13 protein-coding genes are annotated in these 16,383 nt (G+C 43.4%); 9 read left to right on the plus strand and 4 right to left on the minus strand.

Annotated features, from left to right (window positions below; all coding sequences use genetic code 11):
* The first annotated feature begins 324 nt into the window (after positions 1-324).
* Positions 325-2,094: a M3 family oligoendopeptidase gene (locus tag ACN6KS_RS05330; protein ID WP_440961520.1), complete on the plus strand. Its 1,770-nt coding sequence runs from the start codon at positions 325-327 to the stop codon at positions 2,092-2,094.
* On the opposite strand, the gene ACN6KS_RS05335 is transcribed toward ACN6KS_RS05330, so the two are convergent.
* A complete protein-coding gene (locus ACN6KS_RS05335; protein ID WP_440961521.1) occupies positions 2,091-3,671 on the minus strand; it encodes a bifunctional metallophosphatase/5'-nucleotidase in 1,581 nt (526 codons plus the stop codon). The genes ACN6KS_RS05330 and ACN6KS_RS05335 overlap by 4 nt on opposite strands.
* A 172-nt stretch (positions 3,672-3,843) precedes the next feature.
* Here ACN6KS_RS05335 and ACN6KS_RS05340 point away from each other — a divergent pair, with 172 nt between their 5' ends.
* The 7 genes from ACN6KS_RS05340 to ACN6KS_RS05370 all read left to right on the plus strand — a co-directional run bounded on the left by ACN6KS_RS05340 (position 3,844) and on the right by ACN6KS_RS05370 (position 12,435).
* Positions 3,844-4,821, plus strand: a complete 978-nt coding sequence (locus ACN6KS_RS05340) for a phosphate/phosphite/phosphonate ABC transporter substrate-binding protein (protein ID WP_094872358.1) — start codon at positions 3,844-3,846, stop codon at positions 4,819-4,821.
* Between the two features lie 129 nt (positions 4,822-4,950).
* Complete coding sequence (gene phnC / locus ACN6KS_RS05345) at positions 4,951-5,733, plus strand: phosphonate ABC transporter ATP-binding protein (RefSeq protein WP_094872356.1); 783 nt, start codon at positions 4,951-4,953, stop codon at positions 5,731-5,733.
* A gap of 1 nt (position 5,734) precedes the next feature.
* Positions 5,735-6,526 carry a phosphonate ABC transporter, permease protein PhnE gene (gene phnE / locus ACN6KS_RS05350; RefSeq protein ID WP_094872354.1) on the plus strand — a complete coding sequence of 264 codons (792 nt, stop codon included), beginning with the start codon at positions 5,735-5,737 and terminating at the stop codon, positions 6,524-6,526.
* Positions 6,523-7,326 (plus strand): phosphonate ABC transporter, permease protein PhnE, encoded by an 804-nt coding sequence (gene phnE / locus ACN6KS_RS05355; RefSeq protein WP_094877601.1) that lies wholly within the window; start codon positions 6,523-6,525, stop codon positions 7,324-7,326. Before phnE (ACN6KS_RS05350) ends, phnE (ACN6KS_RS05355) begins: the two co-directional genes overlap by 4 nt.
* A gap of 170 nt (positions 7,327-7,496) precedes the next feature.
* Entirely contained in the window at positions 7,497-8,228 is a 732-nt protein-coding gene (locus ACN6KS_RS05360; protein WP_094872351.1) for a ZIP family metal transporter, read from the plus strand.
* Positions 8,229-8,274: 46 nt separating this feature from the next.
* The gene (locus ACN6KS_RS05365; RefSeq protein WP_440961522.1) at positions 8,275-9,732 is read left to right on the plus strand and encodes an O-antigen ligase family protein; all 1,458 of its coding nucleotides are present in this window, start codon (positions 8,275-8,277) and stop codon (positions 9,730-9,732) included.
* A gap of 147 nt (positions 9,733-9,879) precedes the next feature.
* Complete coding sequence (locus ACN6KS_RS05370; RefSeq protein ID WP_440961523.1) at positions 9,880-12,435, plus strand: S-layer homology domain-containing protein; 2,556 nt, start codon at positions 9,880-9,882, stop codon at positions 12,433-12,435.
* Between the two features lie 91 nt (positions 12,436-12,526).
* Here ACN6KS_RS05370 and ACN6KS_RS05375 read toward each other — a convergent pair whose 3' ends face one another.
* Both ACN6KS_RS05375 and ACN6KS_RS05380 read right to left on the minus strand, forming a co-directional pair.
* Complete coding sequence (locus ACN6KS_RS05375; protein WP_373455898.1) at positions 12,527-13,516, minus strand: aldo/keto reductase; 990 nt, start codon at positions 13,514-13,516, stop codon at positions 12,527-12,529.
* Between the two features lie 94 nt (positions 13,517-13,610).
* Positions 13,611-14,459: an AraC family ligand binding domain-containing protein gene (locus ACN6KS_RS05380; protein ID WP_094877598.1), complete on the minus strand. Its 849-nt coding sequence runs from the start codon at positions 14,457-14,459 to the stop codon at positions 13,611-13,613.
* 203 nt (positions 14,460-14,662) lie between these two features.
* On the opposite strand from ACN6KS_RS05380, the gene ACN6KS_RS05385 reads away from it, so the two are divergent.
* Positions 14,663-15,331, plus strand: a complete 669-nt coding sequence (locus ACN6KS_RS05385) for a general stress protein (RefSeq protein ID WP_094872343.1) — start codon at positions 14,663-14,665, stop codon at positions 15,329-15,331.
* A 95-nt stretch (positions 15,332-15,426) separates the two neighbouring features.
* Here the strand turns inward: ACN6KS_RS05385 and ACN6KS_RS05390 are convergent, their stop codons facing one another.
* On the minus strand, positions 15,427-16,359 hold the full coding sequence (locus ACN6KS_RS05390) for a DMT family transporter (RefSeq protein ID WP_280787808.1): 933 nt from the start codon (positions 16,357-16,359) through the stop codon (positions 15,427-15,429).
* Positions 16,360-16,383: the final 24 nt, after the last annotated feature.

The following is a 16,383-nucleotide window of genomic DNA, read 5'->3' on the forward strand; positions in this document are numbered from 1 at the left end:
TAAGGGGGTTATAGTAATCACATAACCCCCTTAAATATAGACCTTGACCCTGCCGGACGATGGCAGGGTCCTTTTTTTGTTGATGCAGAGGACAGAGATCGGTAGATTAAGCCAATCTTTATGTCTCTTTCATGTTCTTTTAAGCTAAGAGGGTTATAGTAATCACATAACCCCCTTATAATATAGACCTTGACCCCACCGGACGATGGCGGGGTCCTTTTTTTATGTTTTTGTTCCCGTTCGAAAGTAATATCCAGACTTTATCCGCATAGGACGGTATAATGAAGAAATCTGGAGATGGCAAAGGTTAGGAGAGAATCAACAATGAATATGACATGGAATTTGGATAGCTTATATCCTTCGTTTGAATCAGAGAAGTTAAAAGCGGATCGTCAGCTACTAGGTCAACTTATTATAGATTTAAAAGCCTGGGCTGAGGGCAATCTAAAGCGTGAGGGTGTTTCCGTCGCAGCGATCGAGGACTTTCTAAGACTCTACAACGATTATAAAAGTGTATATGTATGCTTGTTAGCTTATGCGGAGTTAACGCTTAGTGCAGATAGCAACTGTGAACAGGCTATGAATCTTGCCGATGATATCGAACAGGTCAGCTCAGAGATTGCTGGTGTAGCTGCGGGTTTTAAACGTTGGATTAGTACATGTGATCACCTGGATGAGCTTATTGTTAGCTCACCTTATCTTTTGCAGCATCAATTCTACTTGAATGAGCTTCTTTTACAATCCCGCTATGTGTTAAATGAGGACGTGGAGGTTGCCATTGCCCGAATGCAAAGTACAGGGTCCAAAGCTTGGGGAAGGTTATACATGGAGACCGCCTCAAGTACACTAGCAGATGTGGTGGTGCAAGGGGAGTCGAAACAAGCAACGCTTGCGGAACTAAGGAGTATGGCCTATGAGAATAACGCTGCATTAAGAAAAGCGGCTTATGAAGCCGAGGCTGAAGCTTGCAGTCGTATTGCTGGGGTTTGTGCAGCTTGCATGAATGGAATAAGTGGTGAGGCGCTAACGATTTATGGCATGCATGGATATCAATCTTCTCTGGAAAAGGTGTTAGTGGCATCGCGAATGGACAGTGAAACTTTGTCGGCAATGCTCGCCGCTCTTCAGAAGAGTTTGCCAGCTTTTCATACCTATTATCAAAAGAAAGCCGAACTGCTGGGACATTCCACAAAGCTGCCTTTTTACGATATATTTGCACCTATAGGTGAAGAAAGTATGAAAATTTCTTACGAAGATGCTCAAAAAACAATCGTCTCAAGCTTCGCAACTTTTAGCGAGGAATTGGCCAACTTAGCTCAAAAGGCTTTTGATCAGCGATGGATTGATGCAGAACCAAAGGCCGGTAAGGGCGGCTTTGGGCTGTGCATTGATATTTTTCCGATAGGCGAGAGCAGGATCATGACTCAGTTCACTGGCAATGCTATAGATATTAGTATTCTTGCCCATGAGCTTGGTCATGCCTATCATAGCTCCTGTCTAGCGCATGAAACGATGTTGAACACGGATTATCCGATTCCGATAGCTGAAACGGCTTCGATCTTTTGCGAGACGATTGTGAATCAAGCTTTAATCGCAAGCTCCGCCAAGAAGGAAGCTCATCTTATTTTGGAGAGAAGCATTTCCGATGCCGGATATTATCTTGTGGATTTCTATGCCCGTTATTTATTTGAGCTTAAATTATATGAGAAAAGAGCATTAGGTCCGCTGCCTGTGCAAGAATTAAATGAATTGATGATTGCTTGTATGAAGGAAGCTTATGGAGAGAGCATTGCAACTGACACGATCCATCCGTACATGTGGATGAACAAGGCCGGATATTTTATGGCTGGTTATGAATTTATGAATTTTCCGTATTCTTTCGGACTGTTATTCGCTAAAGGACTCTACGCAGAGTATTTAAAAAAGGGCGAGGAGTTTGTCGCCCGGTATCGTCAGTTCCTTAGTGCTACCAGCAAGCATAATATTGCAGATATAGCGAAGTTTATGGATATTGATGTGCACTCGATTGATTTTTGGAGAGGTGCTTTAAAGCTGATTGAAACTGATATTGAGGCATTCATCAGCACAACCTAAACCACTCTCCAGTTGTGATCGCAGGTAGCTTCAATTTGGCCGCGATTTTCAATGTAATTCGTGACAATTTCAGACATGTCGATCAGTATTTCTTTGACAATCGGTTTACCTTTATACATCTCATAATCTCCGCCACCGCTGGCTCTATAGTTATTCATAACCACATCATATTCTTTAGCGTCCTCTACAGGCTGTCCACGATACAGCAGATGGAGGACTCTTTGGCCTACAGGGTTATCAATATGAAGCTCGTAGTGGATGCCTTCCCACATATCATAATTGTAATGCTGCGATTTAGGTTCTACATAAGCAGGGTTAACAATTACATTCCCCTCTGTATCCTTTTGAAAATAGTTGGCGGTTTGTTCCAGTGCCTCTTTAATATCATGCCCGGTCAGCCTAAGAACCGTTAGCGTGTTAGGATAAATGAAGTTTGAAAGAATATCTCTCCGTGTAATGGTATTACTGAAACCTTTGCAATCGTTACTGAGTAAAGCGGCTGTCGAAATCTCTACGCCTGAAGCCTCCATTTGAACCTTATTCATAAATTCTATAAAGGGATGGTCAGCCATTCGGCATTCATCTGCACTAGAAATAGATAGGTCACCGATCACTGTACCTATTCTCTCATCCAACCAGGTTTCTGTTTCTGATTCGAGCGTGCTGCTCAGACCTACAATTGTATCATCTACAGCTGTTTTGTCGTCCAGAGTAAGAAGCTCGGCATGTTTACTCTTAATCTTCCAATGCCCGTTTTCTTTTTGAAAGACTACTGAAATTTTACCAAGGGAATGTCCATTACAACCAGGCTGTATGATCGTTACACCATTTAATTCACTAGCAATAGAGCGATGCTGATGTCCGGTAATTAATACGTCTAATCCTTCTACCTCTGCACACATAGCGTAAGCTTGATTCTCTCCAGTTAATCTCTCAACAGGTTCTCCGTTAAGTAGATCGCGCTCGAACCCGCCATGATAAGCTACAACGAGCAAATCGGGTTGCTCTTCTTCTCGTATAGTGGCACACCAAAGCTTTACAGTCTCTAAAGCATCTTTAAATTGAAGCCCTTCAATATGGACAGGATTCTCCCAGTGTGGAATGTAATGTGTGGTAACTCCAAGAATGGCCACTTTGATTTTATCGTCTACCCATTTGATGATATAAGGTTTACCGAATGCCGGTTTACTTGTCGTTTGATCTATTATTCCAGCCGATAACCAAGGGAATTTGGAATCTTGAATGGCTTTATGGAGTAGTGGCTTCCCAAAATTAAATTCATGGTTGCCGATAATTGCGGCATCATATTTTAATTCGTTCAGTGCAGCGATCCCTGGATTTAATTCATTACTGTACTGTGTTGCTGCATAATAAGCTAGCGGTGTACCTTGAATAAGATCACCGTTATCCAGAAGAATCAGCTCCGGACAATGGGCTCTTTCTTGTTTAATCAGGCTGGCAATGGTTGCTAAGCCTTTTTGTTGTTTCTCACCCGTACGATAATCAATGGGACTTAAATGCCCATGGAGATCACTTGTTATGAGGATTTCACAGGTTAAGTTATTGTCTTTATTCATGGGTAGCCTCCTACGGATAATAAGTTCAGACCCCATTCTATCAGATAATTTGGAAACTTTAAGAGATTGGAATAAATTTTACATTTATTTGATAGTTAGATGCTCTAGATTTAATACAAAAACTTTATAGTCTAGAAGTACTAAAAAAAAGAAAACAGTGGAGGTCTTTCGTTTGAGAAAAATAAGTAAATTCGTATTGCCGCTAATGATGTCTATTACATTGCTTAGTGGTTGTGGTGCTAATAACACTGCTAATACTGCAAACCAAGGATCAACAGATGCAACAAATGCACCGAAGGAAACGGCAGCTCCTGTAGCAGAGGGTTATGTTCCAGAGAAGCTTACCGTACAATTTGTTCCTTCTCAAAATGCAGATACGCTCGAAGCTAAGGCAAAACCTCTTGAAAAATTACTGGGTGATAAACTCGGTATTCCTGTAAAAGTAAGTGTCTCTACTGATTACAACACGGTTATCGAAGCTATGGCTTCCAAAAAAGTGGATGTTGGTTTCCTTCCTCCAACAGCTTATGTATTAGCTAAAGAAAAAGGAGCTGCTGAAGTTATTCTTCAAGCTCAACGTTTTGGTGTAAATGATGAAACTGGCGCTCCAACAGATGAATTAGCTGATTTCTATAAATCTATGATCATCGTTAAGAAAGATTCTGCCATCCAATCCGTTGCCGATTTGAAAGGCAAAAAAATCGCCTATCAAAACGTTACATCCTCTGCAGGTTTTGTATGGCCGGCAGCAACACTGATGGATGCAGGACTTGATCCGCTGAAGGATGTACAAGCCATTACGGTTAAGGGACATGACCAAGGCGTACTTGCTGTACTGAACGGTGACGTAGACGCAGCAGCTATTTTCCAAGATGCCCGGAATATTGTTATTAAAGATTATCCGAAAGTATTTGAAGATACCCGTGTTCTTGCCTTTACGGATAAAATCCCTAATGATACGATTTCGGTCCGTTCAGATATGAATAAGGAATGGATGGAGAAAATTCAACAGGCGTTCATGGATATCGCAGCTGACACAGAAGGACATGCAATTGTTAAAGAAATTTATTCTCATGAAGGTTATGTGAAGTCACAAGATAGCAACTTTGACATTGTTCGTGAATACAACAATAAAGTAAAAACCGAGTAGTTCAAGCCGTTCAAGGATACAACGATGTTGGTGTATAACAGGCATTAAGGATAGCCAGCTCCGGATTCCCCCCCGGATCTGGCTATCTCTTTTATACGAATATACGAAAACACACAAAGGAATGATTTCATGATAAAGCTTCAGAATGTATCCAAGACGTATCAAAACGGAACTAAAGGCTTAAACAACATTAATCTGACGATTCCAGCTGGGGAATTTGTAGCTATTGTTGGTCTTTCCGGAGCGGGGAAGTCAACCTTACTGCGTTCCATTAACCGGCTTCATGATATTTCGGAAGGCGATATTCTTATAAACGGGCATTCCATCACGAATGCGAAGGGAAGCCAGCTACGAATGATTCGCCGGAATATCGGAATGATCTTCCAAAGCTTCAACTTAGTGAAACGTACGACTGTGCTTCGTAATGTATTGGCAGGACGGGTGGGCTATCATTCCACCCTACGGACGATACTCGGTAAATTCCCGCAAAAGGATATCGATTTAGCCTTCGAGTCACTCGATCGGGTCAATATCGTTGAGAAGGCGTACATCCGTGCAGATCAGCTATCTGGTGGTCAGCAGCAGCGCGTGGCTATTGCTCGTGTTCTTGCACAGGAGGCGCAAATTATCCTCGCAGATGAACCTGTCGCTTCACTGGATCCACTCACGACCAAGCAGGTTATGGATGATTTGAAAAAGATTAATGTAGAGCTTGGAATTACGACCATTGTGAATTTGCATTTTATCGATCTCGCTAGAGAATACGCTACCCGGATTATAGGACTCCGCGCAGGAGAGGTTGTCTTCGATGGTCCTGTATCGGAGGCAACCGATGAGAAGTTTGCTGAGATTTACGGCAGACCGATTCATCAGGATGAGTTGTTAGGTGAGCCTGTAATCGGAGGCATGTGAGATGAGTGTGAATGCAGAGAAGCTACATCCCAAACCGCCAAGGAAGATAAAGCATTATTTTACAGCCTTTATATTAGTAGTATTACTATGGAGAAGTGCGGTCTTGACCGATTCATCCTTAGGAGAGCTAATCTCTGGTCTGCCGAATATGCTTGATCTGCTTAAGGAAATGTTCCCTCCAAACTGGGGGTATTTTGACAATATTATAGATGCGATGCTGGAGACGATCCGGATGGCACTAGTCGGTACAACGTTTGGTGCCATTCTCGCGGTTCCCGTTGCACTGCTGTGTGCAAGCAATATTACGCACAGCCGATGGCTTCATTATCCGGTGCGTATGCTGCTGAATTTGATCCGCACCATTCCCGATCTACTGCTGGCTTCTATTTTTGTTGCCATCTTCGGACTCGGTGCACTTCCAGGGATCTTTGCTTTGACAGTATTTTCGCTGGGGCTGATCGCTAAGCTTACCTATGAAGCGTTGGAGACGATTGAACAGGGGCCTTTGGAAGCCATGACTTCAGTCGGAGCGAATAAGACTCAACGAATTATCTTCGGAGTCATTCCGCAAGTACAGGCTCATTTCATGTCTTATGTGCTGTATGCTTTTGAAATCAATGTCCGTGCTGCAGCGGTTCTAGGTCTGGTAGGAGCGGGCGGAATCGGCCATTACTATGAAGTGACATTAGGTTTCTTAGAATACGATAAGACTTGCACCATTATCTTGTTCACATTAGCAGTAGTATTGATTATTGATTATGTAAGCACTAAGCTGCGGGAGAAATTAATATGAGTAAATCATGGAATACCCTTGTCCCCAAACCTCGTAAAAACCGCTTCCGCTGGCTGATTTATGTGGCATTAGCGGCAGTATATATTTGGGCTTTTTCGGGAGTACCCTTTAATGGATTTAAAGAAACCGCCGGGATCATTACTAAGGCAATCTTTGCTGGGATATTCTCACCTGATTGGGCCTTCGTTTATTTACCGGATGGGGAGGATCTGCTTCGGGGCTTGCTTGAGACGTTAGCAATTTCAATCTTAGGGACTTTTATCTCGACCTTTTTATGTATTCCTTTTGCATTTTGGGCAGCCGTCAATATGAGTAAGGGAAAGGCTATTTCAAGTTCCGGTAAGCTGGTATTAAGTTTTATACGGACATTCCCTGAGATCATTATGGCCTTGCTGTTCATCAAGGCTGTTGGGCCGGGTTCATTTGCGGGTGTACTGGCTCTGGGTCTGCATTCCGTGGGCATGCTCGGCAAATTGTTCGCGGATGAGATTGAGAATATTGATAACGGTCCACTTGAGGCTTTAATCTCATCTGGTGCCAGCCGTATGCAGGTGTTATGGTTTGCTGTTGTGCCACAGGTATTGCCAGGCTTTCTATCCTATACTTTATACAGGTTCGAAATTAATGTTCGTTCGGCTACGATTCTGGGTATGATTGGGGCAGGTGGGATTGGCACACCGTTAATCTTCGCACTCAGTTCACGGAATTGGGATCGTGTCGGGATCATACTATTAGGCATCATTGTGATGATTACGATTATTGATTTGATTTCCGGCATGATTCGGAAGAAGCTAGTGTAACGGAATCGCATTATTACAGGTTAGACAAGACCTCCTTAGGGTATGCATCATACCTATGGGAGGTCTTTTAATGATTAGCGTATCCTTCGGAAAAGCTATATAGAAGTAATAATACTTTTTGTGTTAACATATGTTGGTCTATCCGAACTTGTACCAAAGGAGTTGAAAGCTTGGAATCTGCGCTTATTGGGAGCTTTGTATCGGCAATGGCTACCGTTCTTGGAGCATTTCCGATCTTGTTCGTGAAGAGGTTATCTGAGAAATGGAAGGACGTTCTCGTTGCTTTTACTGCAGGTATAATGGTATCGGCTTCTACATTTGGACTCATGCCACAAGCGATTAAAGAATCAGGCATTATTGCTTTAACCTTGGGTCTGATTACAGGAGTGTTACTGCTTGATGTAATTGAAAAGAATATCCCACATATCGATGTGGAGAATAAACCCGGATATACCAATATGGATTCGAAAGCACTGCTCGTTTTGATCGCACTGTTTATTCATAACATCCCAGAAGGTCTCAGTACGGGATTCAGTTATGCCAGCGAACAGGCGAGTCTAGGCCCTACCGTGGCCATAGCGATTGGTGCGCAAAATATGCCAGAAGGGTTGATTCTTGCAGTCTTTCTGATGAATTCTAGAACAAGCAAGCTAAAAGCCTTGGGAATCGTTACACTTACCGGACTAATGGAGATGGTGTCTGCGGTTATCGGGTATTTCACTGCAAGCTACCTACAGAATGTAGTGGGTTACGGTCTCGCTTTTGCCGCAGGAGCGATGCTCTTTATCGTCTACAAGGAGCTGATTCCGGAGAGTCACGGTCATGGTTACGAACGGCCTTCGACGTATTCATTTATTTTTGGATTATTAATCATGGTATATATCACACAGATCTTTGGGTGAGTAGGATAGAAGGGATTCCAGTGAATCCTGTCGAACAAGAGTAGTTATGATGACAACAAATAAACTTGAAAAGCTACCTTTTTACACCTTACTTATTTTTATCGTTGCTGGATCGATAGGAGCGGGGTATTTTTATATCCGTTCCTTTTTGGCGTTGTCTGCTGTGCTCTATGGAGTGACAGCCCTGTATATTTTCAATGCTAAAAAGCTTACGTTTCTACCGATTCATGGCTTCTTACTAGCATTCATTCTGTTGTATTGGCTCGCTTTAGGAAGTGCTGTTGATCAAGAGCAGGCAGTACTGGAAGCGATCAAGGTCTCCTTACTCTTGCCCGTGTCTTTATTATTCTCAAGTCTCTCTGGGAAAAGGCGTGATCAGATCTGGGTGACTTGGGTCTGGAGTAGCGCAGGACTAACTCTTTGGGGGCTGGTCTTTGGTTTATTTCGGGAGGGACGGCTGGAATCGACGCTGGGTTATGCGAATGTTTTTGCTGTGATTGTTGCGGCGGGAATGGCAGCGGGCTGGCGTGCTTTTATGCGCTCCAATCAAAAAAGGTATGTTGTGCTGTGTTTAATACAGCTATGTGGATTATTATTGTCGGGCTCTAGAGCGGTACTGATCCTGGTTGTGATGGGGGCTATCGCCTTTGTATGCATAAATAGGAAGAACAAACCTATAGCGCTGTTCGGTGGTGGAGCACTAATCGTTCTTATCCTGGTGATTGTTGCGGGAATGATCATGAACAGCAGTGGAAGCGTCCGAGAAATGACTTGGAATGCTTCGGAGTTTGAGTTACGCCGTATTTATTGGTCAGATGCTTTTCAGTTATGGAAAGAGCATTGGCTGGCAGGTATTGGCGGTGGCGGTTTTGCGATTCTATATCCGTCTGTGTATGTGAAATATGTACATCAACAATTTTTGCAGGTTGCATTGGATGCCGGAGTGATCGGGGTATTGGTGTTTATCGCTATGATTGGTTCTGCACTAAATGCAGCAACGCGTCAAGGACGAAAAGGCGTTTTGGTAATCCTAGCATTGTTACTATTCTGTGCCCATCTGGCGTTCGACATTGATCTGGCGTATCCTCTCGTATTCGGGTTGTTTATTATGTTGCTGACCAGTATGGAGATGGAGGGATATAAGCAGAAGGAGTTTCAACTAAAACGATTGTTATTTGTATCTTGTGCGATATTCGGAACTATCATTACTTGCTGTTTGGTTTGGATGATTGTTGGATATACGCAACTTGCCAAGGGAGAATCGGCAATTTCCGAGGACAATTGGAGTAAGGCAGAAAAAAACTTGCAATCCGCAGAAGAATTTCTTCCGTGGTCTCATGAGGTGCATTATCAATTCGCAGATTTTTATTCGCATCTAGCGCTATTGGAAGGGAGCAAGGCGCACCTAGAAAGGGCTATAGAAGAACTCACAATCGCCTCCTCTATGACTCCGGACAATAGAAGGTATATAGAGATGTTAAAGAAAGTGGAGAATAGCCGATAATAGCATGGTTTATATGAAAAAATACATTGTTATTTGTTAGATTCTACCTTAATATAGGGAAGTATTTCCAACACATACATATTTAAAATAGGAGGAGTTTATCTGCGGAACACTATTCGCAAAATTAGCGCTTCACTAGCAGTTCTAATGCTGCTAACCTTAACAGCCCCGGTATTGACCTATGCTGCTAGTATGCTGAAAGTGTACTATAACGCAACAACAGGTGAAATTTCCGGGGTTATTTACTCTGATCAGAAGGACATCGATTTAGTCCTGGATCAAGGAGGAGTGAAATATCAAGTACCTTCGTCGGTACTCGGAGAGGTATATCATTCCGCAAGTAACAATCTATATTGGGCTGATGTTAAAGGGACTGTTGCTCCTGGTCTAATGCCAGGGAATGCGATCGTAACAGCTGGTGATGTAAGAGATTTTGCCGCAAGTGTGACGGGTGATGTGTATTCTTTTGCTGATGCACCTCTTGCCCCGATTAATCACTCTTGGGGATCATGGATAAATATTGATAAAGGTTCTGCGGCTGTACATATTTCTTGGGAAAAACCGAACAGTATAGGAATCTTATTTTACAATGTTTATAGCAAAGATAAGCTAATTGCAACGACTAAAGAGACATATATTGTGATTCCCGATCTACCTTATCATTCCATGCAAGAATTCAAGCTTACTTCAGTAGATATGTTGGGCCGAGAGTCTGCTTATTCTACACCCAGTACTTTTCGTGCTCCAGGAGTCATAAATGAAGCGGAAATTCTTTTTAGTGGAAAAGCGGCTGGATATGCGCTTCAGCCTAGTGATGAGATCGTTACATTGAAGTTATCGGGTGATTCGCAAAACGGAACAACGAAAGGTTGGAATAGCTTACAACTTTCTTTCGGGGGTGTTTATTCAGAAGGTAAGTTTTCGCAATTAACGGTCGATAAAAATGAAGTTAATGCTTCTGATTTTGAATTGGTCGCAGATGATGGAGCTATCATTTCGGTGAATTATCTTCATAATTTTGATGGTTATTTCTTCTTTATTTTCGATGAAGAACTTAAAATGGATAAACAGTATACGTTGAGACTCAGTTCGTCAGCTTCCGGTAAAGAGATTAAGCTGCCTGATGCGAATTCTCGCAAATTCAGTGCCTATTTGTACGTGGATGTATATAACAAGAATGTTAATGAATATTCTTATGACTACAGATACTCAGCAAACAATATCGTTATAGGTGACCCATATGCACCTGCCAAGCCTACAGAGCTAAAAGCATCTGGCGATGGTGGTTTATATGTAACGTGGGATAGTAATAAGGAAGCGGATTTGGACGGATATTTGGTATGGCTTGATGGTAAGCTGCTTACAGAGAAGCCCATTCATCAAACTAGCTATAAAATTGAGGGATTAACGAATGGCACAACATATCATGTCAACGTTGCTGCTGTAGATAAAGTCGGAAATCGCTCTTTACAAGCCTACATCTTCCCAGTTCCGTTGGCTTCTGGTAACCCTAGTGGACCTAGTAATCCAGGTAGTCCTGGTGGAGGAGGCGGTGGAACTCCAACCGTAACCGATACCACCACTACAGCTCCTGTCCTAAGTGTGGTCGATAAAGCTGGAGTCACAAAGTCTCTCAACACTGTATTAAAAAGCGAGAACAACAAGGTGACGGTTTCCGTTGCAACTGACGTTAAGCAATTATTGTTACCTGTTGCAACAGAAGTAATTAATAAAGACAATGCGTTAGTTGTTACTAAAGATGATGTATCACTCCAAATTCCGGGTTCGGTATTGGAACAGCTGAAGGGTTCCGTTTCAGCAGACCAATTGAAGAATGCGAGAATCTCAGTAGGATTCACTCCGATAAGTGCTGAAGAGATCGCCAAGATTACAGGGAAATCAGCGAATACTGTAATTACAGTAGCTGGTGTAGCCTATGACTTTACGTTGTCACTCCTTACTTCAGACGGTAAAGAAACAAAGCTTACTCAGTTTAATACTCCAATTACCCTGAAGTTGAAAGTGAACGAAAGTAGTAACTCGAAATTGACGGGTGTCTATTACTTAAGTGAACAAGGGGAACTACAATATATTGGTGGTCAGCTGGATAATGGCTATTTAACAGTAGTTATTAGTCACTTCAGCAAATATGCCGTACTGCAATATGATAAATCGTTTAGTGATGTTCCTTCTACACATTGGGCATCTCAAGCGATCAAATCTATGGTAGCACAGCAGGTGGTAACTGGAACAAGCGATATTACCTTCTCACCGAATCAGCAGGTTACACGCGCTGAATTTGCAGCTTTTATTGCTCGTAAATTGAACTTGAAAGCTACTGGAGCAAGTCGGTTTGCTGATGTAGCTTCTTCCAAGTGGTATGCGGATGAAGTAGCAGCAGTAACTGAAGCGGGAATTGTTAGCGGCCAGTCAGAGGCGAAGTTTGCGCCTGAGCGTACGATTTCCCGTCAGGAAATGGTTGTGATGTTGATGAAGGCTTATGTCTACAAGAACAACACGACTTTGAATGCAGGAGAGTCTGATCGTCCGTTTGTTGATGGTACGGATATCGCAGGGTGGGCTAAGCCTTATGCTACTGCCGCACAGAAGCTTGGCTTCTTGCAAGGAAGCAGCGGTAATAGGCTCGAGCCTCATAAGAATGCTACCCGTGCTGAGGCGGTACAATTGATTTCTAAACTCTAATCTAAAAAGTTTGAAAAAAGACGGCCCATGAAGTGCCAGAGCAGTTTAAGCTACCTGACCTCATGGGCCGTCTTTATGGTTTGATCTATAATTAGCCTCGCAAAATCGTCTCGATTTGCTCCAGCTCTTCTGTACTTAGCTCCGGTGCATTCAAGGAAGCGACAGCATCTTCAATCTGGCTCACTTTACTTGCGCCGATCAAAGCTGAAGTGACTTTACCTCCGCGGAGTACCCAAGATAAAGCTAGCTGAGACATTTTTTGTCCACGTGCTGCAGCAATCTCGTTCAGTTTACGAACTTTTCCGATTGCCTCTTCAGTAATGGCATTCTCGGACAGGAATACACTTGGTCCAGCAGCACGAGAATCAGGTGCGATTCCATTTAGATAGCGGTCGGTCAGAATGCCTCCTTGTAGTGGGGAGAACACAATCGAACCGATACCTTCCTCAGCCAATACATCCTGCAAGCCATCTTCAATCCAGCGGGACATCATGGAGTAGTTAGGTTGATGAATCAGGCATGGCGTTCCAAGTCGACGCAGAATTTGTGCCGCTTCGCGTGTCTGTTCAGGGTTGTAATTCGAAATCCCAACATACAGCGCTTTACCTTGACGTACAATAAGATCCAGCGCAGCCATAGTCTCTTCCAGTGGTGTATTCGGATCTGGACGGTGGTGATAGAAAATATCTACATAATCAAGGCCCATACGTTTCAAGCTTTGGTCCAGACTGGAGACGAGATATTTCTTGGAGCCCCATTCGCCATAAGGACCGGCCCACATATAATATCCGGCCTTAGTAGAGATGACCATTTCATCACGATAAGGAGCAAGATCCTTCTTAAGGATTTGACCAAAGCTTTCTTCTGCGGAGCCAGCTGGGGGACCGTAGTTATTAGCGAGATCAAAATGCGTGATTCCAAGATCGAAAGCTCTTCTTGCCATGGCGCGACCATTCTCGAATAAGTCGTTTCCGCCAAAGTTATGCCATAGTCCAAGTGAGATCGCCGGAAGGAGTAGACCGCTTTTTCCAGTGCGGTTATATTTCATATTGTCATATCTGGTAGCGCTTGCGTTATACATTATTAGTTCCTCCTAAAAAGACTTATTTCTGATTACGTTACGTCCTTATTGTAGCGAAAGATCCCGGACAAACGTATGTCAGCAAGGAAGAAGTTTATAGCACAATGTCATTTTTGAGATGACGGACACGGTATTCTTTTGGAGAACAACCTTTCACCTTCTTGAACATCCGCGAAAAGAGTAAGGGGTCCTGATAGCCGACGGAACGCGAGATCTCACCAATAGTACAGAAGGTTTCTGTCAGAAGCTCGCATGCTTTAGCGACACGGTAATTCAATAAATACTGCTGTGGTGGCATACCAATGGTCCGTTTGAACAAGGAAGATAAATATTTGCGATCCAGCTTGAGAGAAGAAGACAGCATTTCCACCGAAATGTTCTCACAATAATGTGTATGCAAAAAGTGCAGACTTTGCTCGACGTAAATACTCTTTTGACGCGGTAAAGGAAGTACATCCGGAATAGCTGGCACCGCTTGTAGCAAGAGGGAGAAAAAATCATACATAATCGCTTTTAGCGGCAGGTCAAGACAATCTGAAGTGTCGGCTGCTTCTGTCAGGCGTTCGTAGAGATTAGGCATAAGCTGTTCATCCATCGGGAAGATTGGCTGCTCAGGCGACAAGGAGGTTTTGGATAAAATATAAGATACCTGTTCTCCGGTAAAGGCTACCCAGGAATAGATCCAGGGATTAGTCAGGTCCGCTGCATAAGAAGTAACGATATGAGGGTAAGTAAGAAAAGCTTGTCCCGCTTGCAGGATATGGGTCTGTTCACCCACAGATACCTTTCCAGTTCCCTCATGAATGAAATGTATTTTGTAAACGTCACGAACCCCGGGTCCGAAAAAATGCCCAGGCAGACACTGCTCCCGCCCCCAGTAATGGAGATGCAGATCGGGATTACCTCTGAAGGGTCGCTCAGAATTATAATTAAATATCGCCATGAATGCTTCAGTCTCTTTCTTTTATAGAGTTAACTTAAGGGTGATTGTGCCTACTTTCTTTTATTATACAGCATATTTTAGTGGGAACATTACTTGGAATGGTTTGCGAATTCTGTGATAGAAGTTTATCCCAGCTCAGTTTGGTTAAGTAAGCTATGAAGCTGAACGTATGAGCTAACTTTGATCACTAGGAGGTAATGGAGATGAATAAGAGAATAGTGGGTGTCTTTGCTGCCGAATACGAAGCTTCGAGGGTTATTGAAGAGTTGAAACGTCAAGGCTGCAGAACAGAGGACATATCGATTATCGCGAGAAATTCAGAGAGTGCGGATACGATTAGAGATGAATCAGGGACCCAAGCGCCGGAAGGAATAGCTACTGGTGCAGCTACGGGTGGTCTGCTGGGTGGATTAACTGGGCTCTTGATGGGGATAGGCGCTTTGGCTATTCCAGGCATCGGGCCGATCATTGCAGCCGGACCGCTTGCGGCAACACTTGCTGGAGCGGCAATAGGTGCAGGCAGCGGTGGATTAGTAGGCGGCCTTATTGGACTTGGCATTCCTGAAGAGGAAGCCAAGCGTTACGATAACTACGTGGATGAAGGCCATATTCTTGTAATGGTGGATGTAGAGGGCGAGCAGAAAGAGGAAGAAGTGAAGCGGATCTTCGTACAGCATAATAGTCTGAATGGGGATCGTTTTGAGGATATTGCGAATATGAATACAGCTGAGAATCGAAATTATGATGGTAGTGTAAAGGAAAGCGATGCGCTCCGGGCAGCTGATCAACAAGAGGCGAGAAATCTAGCTCAAGCTACCGGAACTATGGATGCCATGGATACCTTAGCAAGTGAGCGCATTAGAAATAAATAAGAAATGAATAACTTTTAGTAAAAAACAGACTATTTCACTAGCCACGGGTGAGCTGCTGAGATAGCCTGTTTTTTGTGATTTTATAAAGAGTCAGGTCATATATTTGTTTTTTTTAACCCAGAGGTGCTGATCCTTCGCTTTAGCATTAATTGCTTCAAGGCGTCAGCGTTTACGAGGATAGTTCCGGCAATGATGGTGAATACACCGAGGATCGTAACCCAATTCACAGCTTCATTATAAAAGAAAAAGCCAACCCCTACGGCAATCGGTGGAGATATATATAGCCAGGTAGAAGGAAACACAGGATTTGTCTTAGCGACAAGCCAGTAGAACAATGAATGACCGACCATCGAGCCGATTACGATCAGATAGAGCAGTGAACCTGCTGTCTCGAAAGAAAGCAGAAACTCAGGATGTACATTTTCGGTGGCTAAGGAAAGAATGAATAATAACACTCCGCCATACATCATTTGGGCTGCATTTAGTGCGATGGGAGAGACCTCAGGCATACTGTTGATTACTTTTTTAGAATAAATTGCACCTACCGCGTAACAGCACTCCCCAATAAGGACAGCTGCGCAGCCGATGAGCCATAAAGGTGAAATATCAACGACAAGATTAGGAAGAACGAGCAGCAGTACGCCAGTCAACCCGATGATACAACCATATAGGGAGATGGCAGGTGCTTTTTGCCGAAGAATAGAAGTTTGGAGCAACAGAATCATGATCGGACCAGTGGCAGAGAGTACAGCTGCTAACCCAGAAGATACATATTGTTCGGCCCAGTAGAGACCTGCAAAGGTGCCAAAGGTTAACGCAGATCCGGTGAAGAGCATTTCTTTACGCAGGAGCAGGGAGAAGCTAGCCTTTCGTTTCCAGACCATCCATAGAAATAGAACAGCACCTGCCACAAAAAAGCGTAAGCCTGCTGAAAAGAAGGGCGGCGCACCAGCATCCACACCGATTTTGATAGCTAGAAAGGTCGTGCCGAAGATCAGACATACAAGTGCATAAGCGAATAAGATCATTTTGAAAGTCCCCTTTAGTGTGTG

The organism is Paenibacillus nitricinens, assembly GCF_052056485.1.
GTDB classification, from domain to species: domain Bacteria; phylum Bacillota; class Bacilli; order Paenibacillales; family Paenibacillaceae; genus Paenibacillus_AQ; species Paenibacillus_AQ nitricinens.